Here is a 19,836-nt window from a genome sequence, read left to right as displayed (position 1 = left end):
ACGCTGGAATCTAGGTTTTTCTTACTGGATTGTATATTAATATATGTTCCTATTGTAAATATTTTTATATCTTGATCCCAGTGTCGGAGCACTGGGATGACACCATTTTTGGGACAACTGACCTAAAACGCAACGTTCGTACAGCTATGTATAAAGTACTGGGATGACACCTGGTTATGCAAGAAGTCTAATCTCTTTCTAGCTAGATCTAGTATTACAAGTATTTTAATTATTTGTATGTAGAAATACAGAAATATGAACAATTTTGAGACAAGCATATGAATAGATATAATCAAGAAGATAATAACATAAAATTGATGAAAGGCACATCAATCGGTAGTGGTAATATGTATAGAGCTAAGTTAATTGATAGCTCTGGTGGAAAACTTGTGCCCAACTCCTCTTTTAATTTTTCCAACCTTTCAGAGCGCCTAGTAGTACCAACTACGAACCAGCCATATTTGATAAGTAACCTTGCTAGACTTTCTCCAATGCCAGATGATGCTCCTGTGATCAGACAAACTTTTCTGTTCAAGGATAAACCCTTCTCAACCGACTACATGTTGCTTCTCGCTTTCCTTGCTAATACCTACTTTGCTTAGAGAGGAGGATACTCCTCTTTCCTGCTCCTTGGAAATGATTTCTTCTAACATCGTAACTTCGGTCTTCATTGACTTGCCCTTAGCAACCTCTAGAGCATTGGTTGCAAATTGGAATGCCTCTCCTACTTTTCCATTTTTTAGCAACACTCTACTCATTAATATCGAAAATTGAACACCTGTTTTAGTTTCTTTCTTTATACTTAGATCCCCTGCTTCAGCTTCAATTTCATCCAACGATTTTTTCCCTTCTTCCATAGCAGCTCTGAGGTAACGAATTGCAGTACGATCATAATCATCATTAGAGCCTATAGCTTTGAATAATTTCTGAGCTTCTGAATAATGTTTTAGTGCAGAATCGAAAGCTTCTGAATCGAAAGAGCTGTTTAAATCATGCTCTAAAGCCCCTGCGTTAAAATGCACTTTAGCTTTAGTAAAATTGCTAATATTAGGTTCAGATAACAACTCTAACGCCTTTTCTGTGTTGCTATTTGCAAACTCTTTATATTCTTTCTGTTGTTCTCCTGATGTTTTTAAGGCTAATACTCTGTATATTGCTGAAATTAAGTAAAAACTTCTAGCCTGCAATTCTTTATTTTCAGCTTTAGTAGCTTTTTCCAAAGCATCCTTTGCGATCTCTAGTGCTTCTTGATGTTGACCTAAGTAATAATAACAACTTGTAAGTCTGCACTGAATAAGCGCTGAATATACATTTGTAATTTCACTATCTTTTAAAGCTTGTAAACCAAGATTAATTATTTTTCCCCATTCCTCAGATTTCTTAAGAGCACCGTACTCTTGGAAAAATTTTTCAAGAAAATTATCATTACCTTTTGACTCATTAGGTTGTAACATACTCACTGCCATTAAGTTAAGGAAGGAATGGCTAAAAATTGAACAAAAAAGTTTGTAGTGATTAAGGAGTTATGGCAAATGCTAAAACAAAATAGAGCAAACTTTAAAGTAGATAAACTCTTAGATGTAAATTAGTTAAGAAATAGCTTATTTAAAAGTCATTTTACAGAAGATTTGACAAAAGTTGCTCCAGGAATACTGTCTTTCAGAAATGAGTAGGGTAGTATTCAAAATACGTGTTTTCTAGCCCTTTTTTGGTAATTGAGTGAACGAACATCAGATATCTTATGAAGATCAACTTTCCTCCCCTTCCTTACAACTAAAGTGTTTGTTAAAAATAACTTAGATAATTGCTCCATAACGCAATCCATGTCCGATTCTGTAGAAAAAATATCGAAAGCTAAGTTTTTAATTGCATTAAATGAAACAGATTTATTAATGCTTTTTTCAAGCTTACTATCAGCTAGGTCTGCATTCAATGCCTCTTCTACATCTTCTGTCATAATACTTTCTAGGTTGCTAATAAAAATGGTTGACCAAAAATCCTGCTTAATAGTTTCAACACTTTTACCTGTAAAATTCTCTAAGCCTAACCTTCCTTTGAGTTTAGAAAAAAATGTTTCTATTCCCCAACGTAAGTAGTATAACTCTTCAAATTCCTCAACCTTAAATTGCTGCTCATCTAATAATGATGTAATTAGCACTTCAATTTCACCAGAGGAAAGTATGATTTTAACTAGCCTAAATTCCATTTCATCAGGTAATCCTAGCTTTCTTAGCTGCCTTGCCACTTTAATAGGTGCAGTAGCTACTGCTATTGTACTAGAGGGACTGCCCGGCTTAAACATATCGTTTACTTCACTAAAAGATGAACTTGGACAACGAATTACATAATTAATTTTCCTTTCCGTAAGCTCGGCAATAAATCGATAAGATACATACCCTCTATCACAGATTAGTAAGTCATCTGAACTGAGGCTTTCAAGCATATCGGTTGCTAAATCAACTTCATAACTGTCACCTCTACTTAACACCGATTTTATTGCAATATTATTTAGCACATCATAACAAGCTTCAAAGGTTGCACTTGTATAATCTTCAAACCTCTGAACTCCATTCCATACTGCTCTTAAGCCAAACTACTCTATTACCTCATCACTTTTTGGTAGAATTAATATAGAAGCATCAAATGCAAGTACCCTGAAACCATGGTGAGTTTTAAACTCCTGATCCTGGTAATATAGGGAAACTACATCATCATTAAGTTCTGAAAATGCAGTATACTTTAGCTTCTGTCTTACTTGGGTAAAAGCACTTGCAGTAACTGTATAATCTCTCATCGTGTACAGAATAAATTCATTGAGCATCACTTGTAATGATTTCACACTTTTTCTGAAAATCAAAATGAATACATCAATAAAAGGCAATTTTCTTTTTCGTAGAAAGTCTTTTGGTGATACTTTGTGATCATTTATAAAGTTTAAACTTATCAATTTATTTTTTATGAATTCGATTATTGTTTTTTTTACTCATATTATTTTTCCTTTAAGTTTAGGAATTTTACTTGATTTATTAATATAGTCCATCCTTTTCTCTTAACTTAATGGCAGTGGTAACATACTCCCCCCACCAGACTAAATTATTTCCTCAGTATATTGCTTTTTTACATAAAAACAATACTTTTGTTTCCATATTCATTAGACCCCCTGCGAAACAACGTGAAGCAAGTTGCTGATAAAATCTGGTAAGAAATCCCCAGCCCAAAAATTATTAAAAACTATGCCTCAAATTCACAATTCCTGCTATAATATTAAATCTCATGTTGTATTTCTTCTGAAAATTGCGGTAAACATTTGACATTATTTTGAAGATTTTTATCTCGCGAATCTTATTTTCCACACGCATCCTGAACGATGCCAGCTTCCGATTATGCTCCTTTTGCTCCTCCGTTAGTGGCTTTTTACGGTGTTTTTTGTACGGAATCACAACGTTTTTCTGCAGTTTTTGCCAACCTTGATACCCAGAATCGGCATATTTTATGCTATCTTTGGCCAACAATTTTTCCTGTTTCCTTATGCGAAAATCATGCATTCGACCTCTATACGACTTCGAAATCGACAGAATTTGCCCATTTCCCTCGATCACAATTTCGGTTTTTATTGTGGTTGCTTTCTTTTTTCCGGAATAACTTTTCTTACGTTTTTTGCTGTCTTTCGGCCGCTGTATCGGTTGCTCCGTGACGTCTGCTAAAATTTTTAAAATCCTTTCTGGCGTCAGCGTTCTATCCTTTTTTATAGTAATTTTTTTGGCCAATAATGGCTACATTTTCTTAAAAAGTCGGCAAATATTTGAGTTGTGCAAATTAAACAAAAACCCTAAAAATGGATGCGTTATGTACGTTCTGTAATAAATTAGAACACATAAAATCCTGTCTTCTAGCTCCTCAACATGCGATTTTCTTCCGTGACATTTCTTTTTCGCCTCCATTTTTTCCTACTCTGGACGCACTTTTGCCACAATTTTTTCAAATTCAGATGTTGTGAGCCCTGTCAATTGTCTAAAAATATATGGTGTTCTTGCTATTTTTACGTAACTTATTGCCATCTTCCCTCTCCTAAAACTTTCATTTTACATGCTTTTTAGTCGTTTTTACCTACTTTCTACCTTTTCGCAGGGGGTCTTCAGTTGTTTTTTTCTTTAAAAATTCAGCCCAATTGTTCATGTCAGCGTTTGCAAGTTCAGGTTGATTACGTAAATTAATTAGTCTATGTTCGCGCACATCTTTATCAGCATGAAGGCAAATAATCCGGTTATTTTCCATGTTCAATCTTTTAAGAGGTTTCATTGCAAAATCAGGGTTAAATTGTCCTTCAAGGAAGATTAATTTTTTGTCGGTTATTTTGGATAATTTTTCAACCCAATTATTTGTGGTAATTTCTTGCCATCTTTCTCCACTTCCATAATCTTTAATCATTTCTTCAGTACTTGGAACTCCTACGCTATCAAAATAATTAATAGAAATATCATCAGAACCAAATTTAGCTTCTATAGCTTTTAAAACAGTTGTTTTTCCAGCACCAGATGCACCTGTAATGAATATAAATAGTGGCTTTTCTGTGTTCATATAATTTAATTTCATAATTTCCCTAATCGTTCAATGCATAGTTCTCTAATTTTGAAAACTTGCTCCGAGTTATATGGTATATGTGGATTATTGGTCAACCAATTCTCAATAAACTGTTTATGTTTTTTCACTTTGTAATTACCAAGACATTCAGGTTCGATTCTCTCTTCATCTATTAGCTCTAATGGTGAACTATCATTTGAAAAAGTTATATCAATAATTTGATTTCTATAGCGAAGGCAGCAATGCATTTCAGGAATTTGTGATAAATCAAACTTACTCAATACAGAAAAAACTCCAGGAGTATTCGCATTATTCATCATAAAGACAGCTATATGTAATGTTACACCAGCTCTACATTCGCAACCCAACTTATAAATAAGCGATGTTTTGTGCTGCATGTACCACATTTCTCACCAAGTACTGACAAATAATCTGCACGATTGTGATTACGTCCGTAAGGAAGTTTATGTACATAGTTCAATGCTTCACAAAACGTGGTGATATTAAGGGTTAAAAAAAGATTTGATATAGGTTTATTTTGATCTAAATATATTTGATTCATAACACCTTCCTTAAAAACATACATGTTGCTCCATCAACGTAAGTAGAGAGGAAGTATACGCGCGCTAAAGTTAAAATCCGGCCAGGACGATTGTATAGCCGCAATAAAACCGACAAACCTAAACGCCATCATGTTTTTAGGAGAATTTGCTAATGAAGTCCCTTAAATTGACACCATTGGCTGGATGGTACATCTATTTAGCTGCCAGCGCCAGGAAATATTGATTCCCTTCTCTTTTAGGTGCTAATTCTACTTTTGCAATATCCTCAGTATCCGTAATTAGCCGTTCTAATTTCTCCAGCCCAACATCGGTGTTGATAAGTTCCCTTCCTCTAAATCTCATTGTCACTTTAACTTTATGTCCATGTTCAAGAAACTCCCTCGCGTGACGTAATTTTGTTCCATAGTCATGATCACCAATATTAGGACCTATTTTTATTTCTTTCGTAGTTAATGTTTTTTGTTTCTTCTTTGCTTCGCTTGCTTTCTTCTTTGCATCATATTTTTGTTTACTGTAATCTAAAATTTTACACACTGGAGGAGTTGAATCAGGTGCAATTTCGACCAAGTCCAAACCAACACTTTGTGCAGATTCCAAAGCTCGCTCTATCAACACAACTCCAATCATTTCACCAGTATGGTCAACTAAGCGTACTTCCCTAGCTGTTATGAATTCATTTATTCTACTTTTGTTACTTTTTTTAACTGACAAATTCCTACTCCTTTAACTTAAATTAATATTTTTTAATAGTAGTTGGGTAGCTTGTTCAAGAGGAAAAGACTCTTGTTTTTCTGACCCTAAATTTCTTATTGACACAGTTCTATTTGTGATCTCATTTTTACCTATCACCCATAATATAGGCACCTTATTTGAACTATGCAAGCGTATCTTATAATTAATTTTTTCATTTGTTAAATCAGTCTTAACTCTAACACCATATTCTTTCAGGGTATTACTAACTTCCATAGCATATTCATCAGCTTCATTGGTAATGGTCAAAACAGCAAGTTGTGTAGGAGCAAGCCAAAGTGGAAATTTTCCTGCATAATGCTCTATCAAAATTCCGATAAAACGCTCAAAAGCACCAAGAATTGCTCTATGCAACATAACAGGGTGGTGCTTTTGCCCATCTGCTCCTATATAAAAAGCTCCGAGCCGCTTTGGTAAAATAAAATCAACCTGTAACGTACCACACTGCCAACTTCTACCTATTGCATCCTTTAGAACAAATTCTAATTTGGGACCATAAAACGCACCTTCACCGGGACTTAGTTCATAACTGAGCCCTGCCTCTTTAACTGCCTCAAATAGCGCCTTTTCAGCTCTATTCCACACTTCATCTGTCCCAGCTCTCACATCTGGACGATCTGAAAATTTTACAGAGACTTCATTAAATCCAATTTTCGAATATACTTCTTTCAAAAGGTCACAAAATTTTAGAGTTTCAGAAGTTACTTGTTCTTCAGTACAAAAAATATGTGCATCATCCTGTGTAAAACCACGAACACGCATGAGTCCATGCAATGAACCTGAACTTTCGTTTCTATGGCATGTGCCAAACTCCGCCATACGTATTGGCAGATCACGATAGCTTCTGGTGTGTGAATTAAAAATCTGCACATGACAAGGGCAATTCATAGGCTTTATTGCTAACTTTTTATTCTCAGACTCATCAACAACAAACATATTTTCACGAAACTTGTCCCAGTGCCCTGACTTCTCCCACAGCTCTTTACTCACCAAAATAGGAGTTTTTACTTCAAAATAGCCATTATTTATTAATTTTTTTCTTATATAAGACTCAAGAACATTATATAGAGTATATCCTTGTTCATGCCAAAAAATTTGCCCAACAGCTTCTTCTTGAATATGAAATAAGTCCATTTCCTTAGCAATCTTGCGGTGATCACGTTTTTCTGCTTCCTCTAAGCGTGTGACATAAGCGTTCAACTCATCCTTATTTCTCCATGCCGTTCCATATATGCGCTGCAACATGGGTCCTTTCGAATCACCACGCCAGTATGCTCCTGCTATTTTCATCAACTTAAATGCTTTAACTCTACCGGTTGATGGCGAATGCGGACCACGACACAAGTCAATAAAATCACCTTGTTTATAGACAGTTAAGTCTTGATCTTCTGGTATAGAGGAAATAATTTCAACTTTATATTTTTCACTTATACTGCTGAAAAAATCAATTGCCTGCTTGCGAGTCCAAACTTCTCGAATGAACTTGTGATTGCTTTTTATGATCTCTTTCATTTTTTTTTCTATTGCCGTTAGATCATCCGGAGTAAAGGCACGATCTGTAGCAAAATCATAGTAAAATCCATCCTGAATTGTTGGTCCAATGGTAACTTGAACGCCAGAAAAAAGTTCTTTGACTGCTTGCGCCATAATATGGGCAGCATCATGCCTTATTATGTCTAGCCCTATTTCATCGTTTATTTTTATAACTTCTACTTCAGCATCGAATTCAATTGCGCGAGAGAGATCGTATAACTCACCGTTTACTTTTAAGGCAATTGCTTCCTTTAGAATATCATTGTGCAATATATCAAAGCCAGCGACTTTATCGTCATATTCTTCTATTCTTTTTTCGGCTGGAAAAGTAATTTTAATCATTAATTATATACTCGCTATGGGTTATTGACATCCAATAAATAAGGCCTACTCTTCAGCATTCAATTTTAATCTGAGTGCAATTGCATCTTCCCAAATATCACCATTATGCAAAAGCTTTTCTTTATTATACATTAATTCTTCTCTTGTTTCAGTAGCAAACTCAAAATTAGGACCCTCTACAATTGCATCAACTGGACACGCCTCCTGGCAAAGTCCACAGTATATACACTTAGTCATGTCAATATCGTAACGTGTGGTGCGACGACTAGCATCTGCTCTTTCTTCTGCTTCTATGACAATTGCTTGAGCAGGACAAATAACTTCACATAGCTTACATGCTATGCATCGCTCTTCACCGTTTGGATATCTGCGCAGCGCATGTTCACCACGAAATCTTGGGCTCAAAGGACCTTTTTCCATAGTATACCTTAAAGTGACTTTGCGCTTAAACATATATTTGAGCGTAATAGAAAAGCCTCTAATCAGATCTACAAAAAACCAATAGCTAGCTAATTTTTTGAGCATAAAGTACCAAAAATCTCTACCCATAAGTATAAGTTATATTGTAGGTGCTTAAAAGAGTTTTTTCAAATAAGATCTACAGTCCCAGAATATAATGCATAATATATGAGAAGTTACCATCATAAGGAGGAGTTTCAGAAACATAATCATATGAGATGACTGACATCATCCTCCTGAAAGTAGAACGATTGAACACAGAAAAGACCCATCAAGATCTAGTGTAAATTGTAATAATGCTATTTTGAACCCTTGTAGATCGTTTCTGGTTTTATAAACAAGAAATAGCAAAGCCATAATAATGATCATGTAAATGTATACTTTCATGCCATTTATGATATGGCTTAAAAAGTGCTTATATCCAAGATTTTGCTTTATAAATTTAAAGAATACCTCTATGTCCCATCTACCCCTGTATATTTCTGTTACTTGCATAGCTGGCATCTCAAATAGGTTAGTTAAAACCATATTTCATCTCCAATTTTGTTCTTTATTTTAATTAAACGTAGGTTGCATTTTTCCTCCACTTTACTTTTTGCTTGATAGAGGTTGACACTATTGGCTGAACGGAAATTGATGAAAAGCCTATAAAAAATTTCCTATAATTCCTTTTAAGCGAATTTTGAACTTTTCAAATGTCATAACATTATTGATACGTCTATCAAGAAATGATATAGTGCCTGTGAAATCCTCTGAGTAATCGTTAATAAAGAACAATATTGTGCTTAAGTATACTCCAGCTAATATTCCTCGTTTTGTGTAATAATTAAAGTCTGCTGATTGATCATGAATGCCGTACCAAACTGCGTTAACAGTCTTATATAAGAGTTTACTGGAAAAGTATGTATTTTTCGGCAGCACAGAGAATGACAAAATATTTTTTAAAAATTCTCTGTAATTTGGCAGTTTCGCGTAGTTTGAAAGACGCATGTGAATTGCCAATTTTATCCGATCACGTACTTTCATGTCTTCTAAGTTGGAGTTTTGTAACTCGATTTCCATTGAGTTATTCAAATCCTCTGCTATGTACTCCAAAGCGCTATATATCCCATTTTGAAATTTACAAAAGCTATTAGCTAAATTAAGATCTGTGCACACTTTTAATAGTGTCTCATCACTTATTCCTTCAAATGGAATAACCCTGATTAGATTATCTACTATTAACTTTATTTCATCTTGTTCCATAGCAACATTTGACTAAATAGCATCTGTAATTGTAAATGAATCCTTTAAATTTTCAAACATCTTGCAAAAAGCTTCACCACGCTCTTCAAAACTTTTCCATTGATCAAAAGAGGCACATGCAGGAGAAAGTAATATTGTTATTTCTTCTTTGCTATTAAAAGCCTCCTTGTAAGCTAGTTCAAATGCACTTTTCAGACTTCCACACTCTACAAAACTCACTTTATTTTTCAGAGTAGCTGCAAAAGCTTCAGTTGACTCTCCGATTAAAAATGCTTTCTTAATTCTTGGAAAATACTTTCTCAGTGATTCTATACCACCGTCTTTACTTCTTCCACCAACAATCCAATATATGTTATCGTAAGATAAGATTGCTTTTTCACTCGACTCAGCATTAGTTGCTTTACTGTCATTCACAAACAATACATTTTTTATTTTACCAAGCATCTCATTTCTATGTTTCAGTCCTGAAAAAGATTTAATTCCATTAATAATCACACTTCTATCTATTTTAAGTAACTTACATACTGCATATGCAGCAGCTACGTTTTCTGCATTGGAAATTAGATTTATTTTTGCATTATCTATATGTATACACTCTCCATGATCAAATAAATCATTATTTATTAATGACACTCCATTCTTTAGGACTCTTCCATACCCCCCTGTCATCCAAGTAGCTGACACTGGGATCCATTCTTCTTTTTTTCTGGATTCCAGCGTCACGCGCTGGGATGACACCGAGAGGTGTTCCTCAAATATGCCAGCAGTGATTTCATTATCACATCCTATCACTGCTGCTTTGCTACCGTTTATCAGTTTTAATTTAGCTGCTATATAATTCTCCATACTTCCATGCCTATCTATGTGATCTGGTGTGATATTGAGTAATACAGAAATGTCTACATTCACTCCATTCATTAGCTCCAATTGAAAAGAGGAAAGCTCAATTACATAAATCTCAGCATCTGCATTTAGATTTAAAACTGGAATGCCTAAATTTCCTCCAACGTCTACCTTTTTCCCTGCAGATTTTAATATATGCCCTATTAGAGACGTAGTGGTTGATTTACCATTTGTGCCGGTAACACCTACAACTTTCTGGTTTGTTGCTTTAGCCTCCAAAAATAGCTCAATGTCTGATTTTATTGTGCAACCAAAGCTTCTTGCAAGTTTCACTATCCAATGCGGCTTTGGGTATGTAAGTGGTATTCCAGGGCTTAAAATCAATGCATTTATCTCTTGCCAGTTATACTCTTTCGGATAAATAAAATTGCACTCTTTATATATCCCTTTTGTGTTTACTATTTGCTCTTCATTGTCATCCCACGCATACACTTTTGCTCTGCTGTTTATTAAGGTATTAATAGCGGACAAACCTGTCTTACCAAGGCCAAAAACTGCAACGCTTCGATTTTTATATTTATTCAGTTGCATGATTTATTTTGAAATATTGTACAAATTGTGAATAGTGCTAATGTAAAGAATTTGCAAATATTAATTATTACCTGTAGAATATAGGAAAACTAGTAAGGATTTTAATAAGGAAATAATATGCCATCTGTTACTTTTATTTTGCCTGATGGGAGTAAGAAAAGCTATGAAGCTGCAGAGGGGGAAACTCTACTTAATTTAGCTCATAGAAGTGAACCAGACTTACTTGAAGGTGCGTGTGAAGGTTCTCTTGCTTGTTCTACATGTCATGTAATTGTCGATCCAGAATTTTATAATGCTGTGGAAACGCATAATCCTATATCTGATGAGGAAAATGATATGTTGGACCTAGCTTTTGGCCTAACAGAGACTTCAAGGCTAGGATGCCAAATAATAATAACAAAAGATATTGATGGTTTGTGCGTTATTATACCAAGAGGTACAAGAAATATATCACTGGATAAACAAGGAAATGATTAGCTATGCGTAAGGTTTTTATCTATATTATCGTCTCTTTATTTTTGTTTATTTCCATAGCATATAGTGGTTTCTGGTATTTTTCTGCATGGAAAGCAAAAAACCTCCTAGTTGAAACAATATCATATATTAATGACGAAAAATTTGATGTCTTACATGATTTTAGTGGATTTCCTTTTAACTTTATTTTTCGTGTTACCGGCCCAAAAGTCTCTAATAAGCAGTTAACTGTTTCATCTGAAGCTTTACTTGTAAAAAACAGATTATTCGACAAGTCAGTATATATTTATATACCAAGTAATGAAATCAATATTGCTGATCACAGTGATGAGAAAAAGAACATAAAATGTACTACAAACGGTAATAGCCGCTTTATTGTTAAGCTAAACGATTTACCATCTTCGCTACGTTTTGATAGAAATAGTAGCATAATAGACTATATAAATACGCTTCGTTATGAAGATTACGGTTTAAAATGTGATATTTCATCCGATTCAGGAAATCAGAAAAGTATCGTAACTGAAGTTAATGATAGAAGTAATTATATAGAATTTAATTTCAATAAAAAGCTGAGTGAAAATGCTAAGCTAGGATTTGATTCTTACATTTATCGATATAAAAATACTGCAAATCCTGAAGAATACTTAAGCATTGACACCAAATTTGATTATGAATTTGTAAATGACGTCTCTGCTTCCAGCATTAACTTTGATATAGAAAAGTTTTTAATTCAGAGTAATAACTTTACTCTCGCTGCAAATGGAGCAATACATAATTACAATTTGGTCACATCTTCATTTAAAGGCAAGATTAATGTGGATATATCAAATTATAAGGAATTAGTATCATTTATCATTGATGAAGAGTTTTCAAAAAATTATCCAAAAACTTCAAACACAATTCAGGAGTTAATATCTTCTTTATCAGAAAAAACAGCTGATAAAGATATTCAGTTTACAATAAGATACGATGATGTTATAGGGTCAAGCTTTATTGGAAAATTATCTGCTACTGACTTTATGGACCAGATGAATAAAATTAATAGATTAAGTAAAGATGAGAGTAGCAGTTAGCTTATTTGTAATATTGATATTATATTTAAATATAAATGCTTTTACTTTGGATGATAAACTTTCAGATAAGAATATGGAAAAGCAAGCAACCAACTTATTTGAGATAATAAAATGTCCAATATGTTCTGGTGAGTCATTATCTGAATCTCAGTCTCAGCTCGCATATGATATGCGAAAAATAATCCGAAAAAAAATCAGTGATGGAGCTAATAACAAAGAAATAATTTCAGAGTTAAAAAGCTCTTACGGTGATTCAATCATAATTACCCCACCTGTAAGATCTAGCACGTATATTCTGTGGTGCATTCCACTAATAACGTTACTTATTGGGTGCTTTCTAATAAAGATTGTTGCCTGAATTTACATCAAGTGCCCCATTGCCTTTTGAAGGTTGTTCGACTTGCGTAGGAATAAATCCTTCTTTACCCAGTTCATTTGATTTTTCTTGGCATAATTCAAGTTCTTTTCTCATACTCGATTCTATATACCATGGACGTGCTCTTTGAACTACTTCATTAATCACTATACTTACTAGAAGACCAGCGATGAGGCCGGCAACACCCAAAGCTGCAGTAATATACCAATCATGTTGAGCAATTTGTATGCTATAATATAAGGAAAAACCGATGCCAATAAGAACGATGCCAGTAAGACCAAGGAGTAAATGTGGTTTTTTATTCTTTTTATCCTTGTTTTGTTCTGTATAGTCAACAATTAAATCTATAGGTTTTTTACCTAGAAGATTTATAATGGTACTATCTGCTCCATGTTTGCGTAGTAATTTTATTGATGTTACATCACCACACGGAACAGCATAATGTAATGCTGTATTACCAAAAACGTCTTGTTGACTAGGATCTGCACCTTCTTCTAGTAGATACCCTACCATTTTTGTGTTACCAGAGAGGACAGCAATGTGCAGTGCTGTTTGCCCTAGAATGTTTTTAGAATTAATATCTATACCTTTATTTTTTAACAACAAAGCTAGCTCATCTTTTGAGGCACCATTTTTTGCAAGAGCGTGCAAGTCTGTTTCTTTTAAATAGCCCTTAATGTTTTGTAATGGCTGATTTGTAAGTAATTTGATTATATTTATGAATTGTATTATCTTCTCTTTATTATCCTTATCTAATTTATCTAATGCTTTAAGGCTTTCAATAGCATATTCAAGTGGAGTTTTGCAACTGTTATCCTTAATTTCCAAACTTGCACCTTTTTGTACAAGAAAATTTACTACCTCAAAATGACCATTTTGAGCTGCTAAGTGTAACAAAGCTTGTCCATATTGATTAACGTGATCAACGATCTTTTTTTGATCTTTTCTTGATAGTGTATCTTTTTTGCGTTCATCAGGTGCTTTATAAAAATCTTCTGAAAATTGTTTTACTCTTTCCTCTAATGTTCTTGTATCAATTTCCCCTAAAAGCAATTTTAATACTTCAATATAACCTTTCTCTGCAGCAGGATAAAGCGGTGTTCGTCCATTTTTGTCTGAAAGAGTTCTTGCTCCTGCATTATGTAAGAGCTCAATAACTTCCTTATGTCCATTTTCCACAGCATAATGTAATGGAGTTTTACCATTATGATCTTGACAATTAATGTCTGTCTTTTCTAAAAATTTCTTTTTTTGTCTTGTAGCTTTAGTTTTATCATTTCCTGTGATGTTTTGAGCCGAATTACGTAATTCTTCTAGTATAACATCCTTTGTAATTTCTTGGCCTTCTCTTTGTAGTAGCTGTTTTACTAGTTGCACAATACCATATTCAGCAGCAAGATGTAGCGCTGATTTTCCATCTTCATTCTTAATATTAATATCTTCTACTGTTTGGATTAAATTAGCTATTTGTTGAAAAAGTTCTTTGCATTCTTCTTTCTCTTTTTCTTCTGGAATCAAGTTCTCTTGAACTTTATTAATGTTCTGTTGCTTGCTGAAAAGATTGTCTACCCTACTCACAAATCCTTCACGCTCTTCATCTTCTTTTACTTGTAAAGCTAAGCTTTTTAAATTATCATGTAATAACTTTGATTGATTCGTCTTGATAAGATAATCTACTTTCCTTATTAATTTAACACATAATAATTGTGATTCATTTATTTCAGCCTGCTCATTTCTTTTCTCAAATTTGATAGATTTTTTCATCCCTTCAAATAAATTTTTTATCTCTAGATCCCATTCTGTTGGTTGCTTCTTTGGATTTAACTTCGAATTCAAATCCTCTATTAAAATGTGAAGAGAACTAATGATGACCTGCTCAGATTTTTTTCCAAGATTTATGACAGTCATGAGATTATTAAATATCTACTAAAAACTAAGTGTAACTCAATTTCAATTAAAAATCAATCAATTTATTAAAATACATAAAATTTTTATGAATAAAATAAACTTTCTAAAATTCATTGAATTATGCTTTCAGACTGTGGTGCCTGGATGTGAATATAATAATTATCAATATATAAAAGTCATAGCAGATAGGCTGGAAGCTGCAAGTGTTTGTAAAGTGAGACGAATAATATTCAATATGCCTCCACGTTCAATGAAATCTATTTGCGTAAGTGTTGCGTGGCCTGCATGGATACTAGGAAATCAGCCAACTGCGAGAATAATAGTTGCAAGTTATGCTCAAAATTTGAGCGAAAAGCATTCGCTTGATACGAGATGCGTAATGCAATCCGATTGGTACAAAGAGTTATTTCCAGAGGTGAAATTATCTAAGGACCAGAACACTAAATATAAATTTCAAACAGTGCAAAGAGGATTTAGAATTGCAACATCTGTCGGGGGAACATTAACTGGCGAAGGTGGTGATTTCATCATTGTGGATGATCCATTAAACCCTGCACAAGCTTTGAGTGAAACATTTAGAAAGCGTGCCACAAACTGGTTCGATCAAACTTTGGTAACAAGACTAAATGATAGAAAAAAAGGAGTGATTGTTCTTGTTATGCATAGGTTGCACATGGAGGATTTAACAGGTCATCTTCTCTCCAAGCCAAAGAACATATGGCATCACATCTGCTTACCAATGATGTCTGAAAAAGCAGAGATAGTTGATTCAATGATTACACAGAAAGAGAGTATATATTCAAGAAAAGAAGGACAGTTATTATATCCCTTGGATGGAGGCAAAGAAGAAATTGAGATGATAAAAATTGAACTCGGGAGTTATGCTTTTGCTGCTCAGTATCAACAAAACCCTTTACCGCTTTCAAGTGGTATAATCAAGCAAGAATGGCTTAAGCGCTATAAAAATTTTCCTGATAATCTTTCATATGTGACACAAAGCTGCGATACTGCGGTTTCAACAAGTGATGCTAGCGATTTTAGCGTCTGCACTACCTGGGCAAAAATAGAGAATAAATTTTATTTACTTGATGTATATCGTGCAAAACTTGAATATCCAAAACTTAAAGAGCAGGTTTTATCTTTGAAAGCAAGATGGGCTCCACACGCGATTTTAATCGAAGCGAAAACCAGTGGGCAGCAATTGGTGCAAGAGCTTAAAGCAAATAGCGATTTACCTATTATCGAAATAGTGCCACACAATGATAAGCTCACTCGATTTTATCAAATTGCTCCGATAATAGAGTCCGGTAGAGTTTTTCTGCCGCATCAAGCGGTATAGTTAAATGACTTTGAGTATGAGATTATGATTTTCCCAGAAGCTCGCCATGATGATCAAGTAGATAGCATGGTGCAATATTTGCAGTGGGTGAGAAAAACTAGCGATAGCCCTTTTGGTGTCAGAGATCTTGGCCATAATCCCAACAAAGGGCCTATATGGCTTAGAAACATCTGAGTTAAAAAGCGCTATACCAACCGAAGAAAGTTGGTGACATAGCTAGAAGGGTTATGAAATAGTACAACCCTTTTCTTTTTGCTTGGTGACCTTAGGTTCAGTTGTCTTTGAGTTAGGCTTCACAGACTTTTCATTAAGCGAACCGTGGGACTTTCGCTGAGAGCTAGGATCTTTAGACACGACTTCTACACTGCTACACTTACCATACTCTCCAGACATCTCATCCAATGGTGGTATAACGCCGCTACGCTTATGTGCCACAGAAGCAGATGTAGCTGGGGTAGCAAGATCATCAACACAGTTTGCTCCAAAAAAAGGCATAGAAGGCAGACCAGAAGACAAGCTGCTATCAGAGTGATTTCTAGGCATAGGTGATACTGATCTACTACTACTATCACTGTTACTAGAGGATAAGCTGCCCCTAGAACCTCCCATAGCACGACTAACACCTAGGGATGAAGAAGAATTGGTAGCTTGAGGAATAGCTCTGTTTGCACTGAGCAGCTCTTTTATTTTTTTATTAACGAACTCAACAAGCTCTGGCTTATCATAACCATCAAGACCAAAGCCAGATTTCAATAAACACTGCAACATATAATTATTCGCCTCTAAAAGAGTTTCCTTATCAAGATACCCGTCCTTATAAAACTTAGGTAACAATATGCGATGCAAGTCGTTTTTTAGGTCATAATGCTTTCTTGATTTGCAAAGATTGCCAAGACTGATTGCGTATTCAAAACATTTACTTGCTTCATTGTATGCAATCGGAAGTTGCATCAGCTCAGGAATTAAAAGAGCAAACTGTTTATTGGAAATACCATACACCGGCTCTTGAGACTTAGTGAATTGCGTTTTTTCAGTTTTGCCTCTAACATCAAATAAAATATCATCAAATCCCTTTTTTCTAAATGCAGCATTAATCCTATCTGCTTCTTCTCTTGCAATATCCCTTACCTCTATATCACTCACTTCTATTTTAAGTATAAGTGCAAAATCATTACCAGCATCTCTTGTATCTTTATCTATAAAAACATCAGAATCGTAGCCATCAATCAAAATCCCGTTTTTTCCATTTACTGTTGTTAGTTGAAAAACTTCACGTCTAAAGACATCTGTAATATTTTTCACTTTAGAATTTCCATCACCTTGTTGCGTAAAGTTAAGTGTTACACGCTCTGCAGTATGTTTTGCTATCTTATTAACTACTCTAACTTCAGTAACATCTTTGATAGACAACACATTATCATTAAGTTCGAAAAATTCTGAGCTATCAAGGTCGCAATTTCCCAACTCTGTCTCAAGAATTTCAAGATAAATGGTTTTGAGCGCTCTACTCATCAAAGGATCAGCAGACTCATCACCAACCAAGCCTATAGAGTATAGATCATTAATAGGTCCACCCACCCGGCCTACCGTAATAGATTGTACGAACGCATATACTGCGTCTTTCTGATTCTCGGTCGCTTTCGGATTTTTTTCGAACTTCCCTCTCATCTCATTATTTACAGACTTGATAAACGCCATAGCGAATAGAAGCTTACAATTCTGCTCTACCCTTGGAGTGACGTCGAATTTAAGTGCCTTTACTCTTCCATCCTTGTCATGTATATAACTTGCACCACCAGAACTAAATGGAAAAGATCCCAGATCAAAAAGTCTGCTTGCTAGCTTCTCGTTACCAAGAAACAGCCCTATCATCTCACTTTTTACTTCCTGAATGTAACTCTCTATATCAGGATTTTCATCAAATGAACAAACAATCTGCCCATTTTTCACAGTGAAGTTAGTGCTAACACGATCAGAATAATAATTACTCAAATTAATTGCATTAACCAATGCTTTTATAAAATCACCTGTCATAACTACTCCTAATTAAAATTAATGTAAAACAATATTATTTACTATTACCACTATCCTGATTCCAAGGTCTGCTGGTATAGCCACTGCATGCATCTGCAATCTCCCGATTAGCTTCTACAGAGTGCACTGAAAATTTGCTCCTCGGATCACTACATTTATGATATGTGCTACTAATATTCGATTTACGGCCTGATGATGAGCCTTGCTCATTTTGAGAATTGTTATTTTTTTTGTCTTGATCGTTTGGCATTTTACCCTCCATTAATAAAAAATTATCCCCTCTGTATATTGATAATAAATTACCAGTGCAAGCACTTATTTATATTTTTTTAACATAAGCGTTTCACATAACACGCCCACAATTTATATCCATAGCTTGTTCAACTCTGTTTACTTCACCCAATTCTGATCGAACTTTTTCGTTCATTGATTCAGCTTTGGAAACATTTTGCTCGTTCATATTAGGAATTTTTTCTTCAGCACAAGTAAATTGCGTTAAAAAATCGTTACAAAGATTATCTACTTTCCCTTCATTGGCACTGGTCAGCTTAGCTATTTGTGTCTTTTCTTTACGAGAATGTCTTGCATTTGCTGGAGTGAGTTGAACAGGCCTCACCTCCGGCGCCTTCGCTGGAGCTGGTGGCTGAAGTGCGGCAGGCGGAGGTGTAGGCGCTGTAACTGCAGCTTGTTTTAGTTTTTCTTCCGCTTGCTTTGGTTCAATAAACTTTTCTAGTTCAGGCTTTAGGTTTTTCAGAAGGTTGAAAAGATCAAGATCTGGTTTGAATGGAATGGTCGGCTTCTTTTCTTTATTTTCTTTGAACTTTTGGGCTCTAGTGTCACGTGTTGGATTGTTAAAAAGAGTTATAGGCTGAAGCTCTTTTTTATTTTCTTCGGATACTTTTATGCCTCCTTCAGCATTTTCCTTTGCTTGTTTTACTTCTGGTTCTTTTGATTCTATTTTTTTGTTCTCCTGTGTAGAGGTTTCTTGAGCTTGTGCAGCTCTCAAATCAATTTCTAGAAATGTAAAAAAACTTGTAAGCACAAGTGATACAAGTGCCATTTGAAATTTGAGCTTCAGCTCTTGCAGCATTCCTAACTCTCCTAATACTTCTCTTGTCTCTTCTTCAGACATGCCACCTGCTTTGAGCTTTTCTTCTAATTCTTTTATTTTTTTCTCTAATGCTTCATCCCAACTTAAATCTTCCTTAAAAACTTTGCTAAGTAATTTACGGAGTTTATCACACAATTCTTTGATTATTGAGAAAAGCCAATTTTTGTCTCTTTCTTTTTTTATCTTTAATAAATAATTCTCTAAACCTGGCTCGTTTACAGATATTCCAAGTGTACTAAAGAAATTCTTGAGGCACTCGTAAATTTTCTGTAATATTCCCTCGTCGTTTTCTGTATCACTTTCTTCAATACATGATTCTACCCTATCCAATAAGCCATCAAGCTCACTTTGAACTTGTTGATTTATTTGTCCATGAGATTGTTTTTGTAATACAGCATCTCTAACTAGTTTGTCAGCAGCTTTTATAATCTCATTTATTTTTTCTTCTGCAGCTAAATCTTCCTCTCTAATCTTTGCTTGAAAGATTGAGCTATCGCCACCACCATTATTATAAAATTGCTCAGTCATTACCCCTTCCTTTATTAAAATCTATTAACTTAATTCTACAGCATAAAATATTTAATAACCATTAATATGAATATGTCAACACAATC

17 protein-coding genes and 3 pseudogenes are annotated in these 19,836 nt (G+C 34.5%); 4 read left to right on the top strand and 16 right to left on the bottom strand.

Features of this window, described 5'->3' with window-relative positions; genetic code table 11:
* Positions 1–292: 292 nt before the first annotated feature.
* From AAGD89_RS06125 to murD, 12 genes and pseudogenes are all read right to left on the bottom strand, one after another.
* Positions 293–535 carry an SDR family NAD(P)-dependent oxidoreductase gene (locus AAGD89_RS06125; RefSeq protein ID WP_341808160.1) on the bottom strand — a complete coding sequence of 81 codons (243 nt, stop codon included), beginning with the start codon at positions 533–535 and terminating at the stop codon, positions 293–295.
* A gap of 13 nt (positions 536–548) precedes the next feature.
* Complete coding sequence (locus AAGD89_RS06120; RefSeq protein WP_341808159.1) at positions 549–1,454, bottom strand: hypothetical protein; 906 nt, start codon at positions 1,452–1,454, stop codon at positions 549–551.
* A 227-nt stretch (positions 1,455–1,681) separates the two neighbouring features.
* Positions 1,682–2,968 (bottom strand): annotated as a pseudogene (locus AAGD89_RS06115) (IS4 family transposase).
* Between the two features lie 256 nt (positions 2,969–3,224).
* Positions 3,225–4,058, bottom strand: a pseudogene (locus AAGD89_RS06110) (transposase).
* A 49-nt stretch (positions 4,059–4,107) separates the two neighbouring features.
* The gene (locus AAGD89_RS06105; protein ID WP_341808158.1) at positions 4,108–4,593 is read right to left on the bottom strand and encodes an AAA family ATPase; all 486 of its coding nucleotides are present in this window, start codon (positions 4,591–4,593) and stop codon (positions 4,108–4,110) included.
* Positions 4,590–4,979, bottom strand: coding sequence for a hypothetical protein (locus AAGD89_RS06100; RefSeq protein WP_341808157.1), 390 nt, complete (start codon positions 4,977–4,979; stop codon positions 4,590–4,592). Before AAGD89_RS06100 ends, AAGD89_RS06105 begins: the two co-directional genes overlap by 4 nt.
* Before the next feature lie 357 nt (positions 4,980–5,336).
* Complete coding sequence (gene infC, locus AAGD89_RS06095; RefSeq protein ID WP_341808156.1) at positions 5,337–5,855, bottom strand: translation initiation factor IF-3; 519 nt, start codon at positions 5,853–5,855, stop codon at positions 5,337–5,339.
* Between the two features lie 12 nt (positions 5,856–5,867).
* Positions 5,868–7,769 (bottom strand): threonine--tRNA ligase, encoded by a 1,902-nt coding sequence (gene thrS / locus AAGD89_RS06090; RefSeq protein WP_341808155.1) that lies wholly within the window; start codon positions 7,767–7,769, stop codon positions 5,868–5,870.
* Between the two features lie 45 nt (positions 7,770–7,814).
* Positions 7,815–8,294, bottom strand: coding sequence for an NADH-quinone oxidoreductase subunit NuoI (gene nuoI / locus AAGD89_RS06085; protein WP_341808154.1), 480 nt, complete (start codon positions 8,292–8,294; stop codon positions 7,815–7,817).
* A 162-nt stretch (positions 8,295–8,456) separates the two neighbouring features.
* The gene (locus AAGD89_RS07340; protein WP_410541875.1) at positions 8,457–8,723 is read right to left on the bottom strand and encodes a transposase; all 267 of its coding nucleotides are present in this window, start codon (positions 8,721–8,723) and stop codon (positions 8,457–8,459) included.
* A 150-nt stretch (positions 8,724–8,873) separates the two neighbouring features.
* Complete coding sequence (locus AAGD89_RS06080) at positions 8,874–9,473, bottom strand: COQ9 family protein (RefSeq protein WP_341808153.1); 600 nt, start codon at positions 9,471–9,473, stop codon at positions 8,874–8,876.
* A gap of 12 nt (positions 9,474–9,485) precedes the next feature.
* The gene (murD, locus tag AAGD89_RS06075; protein WP_341808152.1) at positions 9,486–10,907 is read right to left on the bottom strand and encodes a UDP-N-acetylmuramoyl-L-alanine--D-glutamate ligase; all 1,422 of its coding nucleotides are present in this window, start codon (positions 10,905–10,907) and stop codon (positions 9,486–9,488) included.
* Positions 10,908–11,024: 117 nt separating this feature from the next.
* Between murD and AAGD89_RS06070 the strand changes: the two genes are divergently transcribed.
* From AAGD89_RS06070 to AAGD89_RS06060, 3 genes are read left to right on the top strand one after another with little or no spacing between them, the layout of a single operon-like run.
* Positions 11,025–11,384 (top strand): ferredoxin family 2Fe-2S iron-sulfur cluster binding protein, encoded by a 360-nt coding sequence (locus AAGD89_RS06070; protein ID WP_341808151.1) that lies wholly within the window; start codon positions 11,025–11,027, stop codon positions 11,382–11,384.
* A gap of 2 nt (positions 11,385–11,386) precedes the next feature.
* Positions 11,387–12,454 (top strand): hypothetical protein, encoded by a 1,068-nt coding sequence (locus tag AAGD89_RS06065; RefSeq protein WP_341808150.1) that lies wholly within the window; start codon positions 11,387–11,389, stop codon positions 12,452–12,454.
* On the top strand, positions 12,438–12,812 hold the full coding sequence (locus tag AAGD89_RS06060) for a cytochrome c-type biogenesis protein CcmH (protein WP_341808149.1): 375 nt from the start codon (positions 12,438–12,440) through the stop codon (positions 12,810–12,812). The genes AAGD89_RS06065 and AAGD89_RS06060 overlap by 17 nt, the downstream gene beginning before the upstream one ends.
* Here the strand turns inward: AAGD89_RS06060 and AAGD89_RS06055 are convergent.
* Entirely contained in the window at positions 12,792–14,738 is a 1,947-nt protein-coding gene (locus tag AAGD89_RS06055; protein ID WP_341808148.1) for an ankyrin repeat domain-containing protein, read from the bottom strand. The two genes, AAGD89_RS06060 and AAGD89_RS06055, sit on opposite strands and share 21 nt — an antisense overlap.
* An 85-nt stretch (positions 14,739–14,823) precedes the next feature.
* On the opposite strand from AAGD89_RS06055, the pseudogene terL reads away from it, so the two are divergent.
* A pseudogene (gene terL / locus AAGD89_RS06050) lies at positions 14,824–16,251 on the top strand (phage terminase large subunit).
* Positions 16,252–16,302: 51 nt separating this feature from the next.
* On the opposite strand, the gene AAGD89_RS06045 reads toward terL, so the two are convergent.
* The 3 genes from AAGD89_RS06045 to AAGD89_RS06035 form a co-directional block, all read right to left on the bottom strand.
* Positions 16,303–18,111, bottom strand: a complete 1,809-nt coding sequence (locus tag AAGD89_RS06045) for a hypothetical protein (RefSeq protein WP_341808147.1) — start codon at positions 18,109–18,111, stop codon at positions 16,303–16,305.
* A 34-nt stretch (positions 18,112–18,145) separates the two neighbouring features.
* Positions 18,146–18,361, bottom strand: coding sequence for a hypothetical protein (locus tag AAGD89_RS06040; RefSeq protein WP_341808146.1), 216 nt, complete (start codon positions 18,359–18,361; stop codon positions 18,146–18,148).
* 93 nt (positions 18,362–18,454) lie between these two features.
* Positions 18,455–19,750: a hypothetical protein gene (locus AAGD89_RS06035; RefSeq protein WP_341808145.1), complete on the bottom strand. Its 1,296-nt coding sequence runs from the start codon at positions 19,748–19,750 to the stop codon at positions 18,455–18,457.
* Between the last annotated feature and the right edge of the window lie 86 nt (positions 19,751–19,836).

This window comes from Wolbachia endosymbiont (group E) of Neria commutata (assembly GCF_964026735.1).
Taxonomy (GTDB): domain Bacteria; phylum Pseudomonadota; class Alphaproteobacteria; order Rickettsiales; family Anaplasmataceae; genus Wolbachia.
The sequence above is the reverse complement of the archived record's forward strand: the minus strand, read 5'-3'. Positions and strand labels throughout refer to the sequence as shown.

Bases quoted from the DNA above. Each gene is read 5' to 3' on its own strand.
- AAGD89_RS06120 (WP_341808159.1), bottom strand. From the start codon at position 1,454: ATGTTACAACCTAATGAGTCAAAAGGTAATGATAATTTTCTTGAAAAA.
- AAGD89_RS06105 (WP_341808158.1), bottom strand. From the start codon at position 4,593: ATGAAATTAAATTATATGAACACAGAAAAGCCACTATTTATATTCATT.
- AAGD89_RS06100 (WP_341808157.1), bottom strand. From the start codon at position 4,979: ATGCAGCACAAAACATCGCTTATTTATAAGTTGGGTTGCGAATGTAGA.
- thrS (WP_341808155.1), bottom strand. From the start codon at position 7,769: ATGATTAAAATTACTTTTCCAGCCGAAAAAAGAATAGAAGAATATGAC.
- nuoI (WP_341808154.1), bottom strand. From the start codon at position 8,294: ATGCTCAAAAAATTAGCTAGCTATTGGTTTTTTGTAGATCTGATTAGA.
- AAGD89_RS07340 (WP_410541875.1), bottom strand. From the start codon at position 8,723: ATGCAAGTAACAGAAATATACAGGGGTAGATGGGACATAGAGGTATTC.
- AAGD89_RS06080 (WP_341808153.1), bottom strand. From the start codon at position 9,473: ATGGAACAAGATGAAATAAAGTTAATAGTAGATAATCTAATCAGGGTT.
- murD (WP_341808152.1), bottom strand. From the start codon at position 10,907: ATGCAACTGAATAAATATAAAAATCGAAGCGTTGCAGTTTTTGGCCTT.
- AAGD89_RS06070 (WP_341808151.1), top strand. From the start codon at position 11,025: ATGCCATCTGTTACTTTTATTTTGCCTGATGGGAGTAAGAAAAGCTAT.
- AAGD89_RS06065 (WP_341808150.1), top strand. From the start codon at position 11,387: ATGCGTAAGGTTTTTATCTATATTATCGTCTCTTTATTTTTGTTTATT.
- AAGD89_RS06060 (WP_341808149.1), top strand. From the start codon at position 12,438: ATGAGAGTAGCAGTTAGCTTATTTGTAATATTGATATTATATTTAAAT.
- AAGD89_RS06055 (WP_341808148.1), bottom strand. From the start codon at position 14,738: ATGACTGTCATAAATCTTGGAAAAAAATCTGAGCAGGTCATCATTAGT.
- AAGD89_RS06045 (WP_341808147.1), bottom strand. From the start codon at position 18,111: ATGACAGGTGATTTTATAAAAGCATTGGTTAATGCAATTAATTTGAGT.
- AAGD89_RS06040 (WP_341808146.1), bottom strand. From the start codon at position 18,361: ATGCCAAACGATCAAGACAAAAAAAATAACAATTCTCAAAATGAGCAA.
- AAGD89_RS06035 (WP_341808145.1), bottom strand. From the start codon at position 19,750: ATGACTGAGCAATTTTATAATAATGGTGGTGGCGATAGCTCAATCTTT.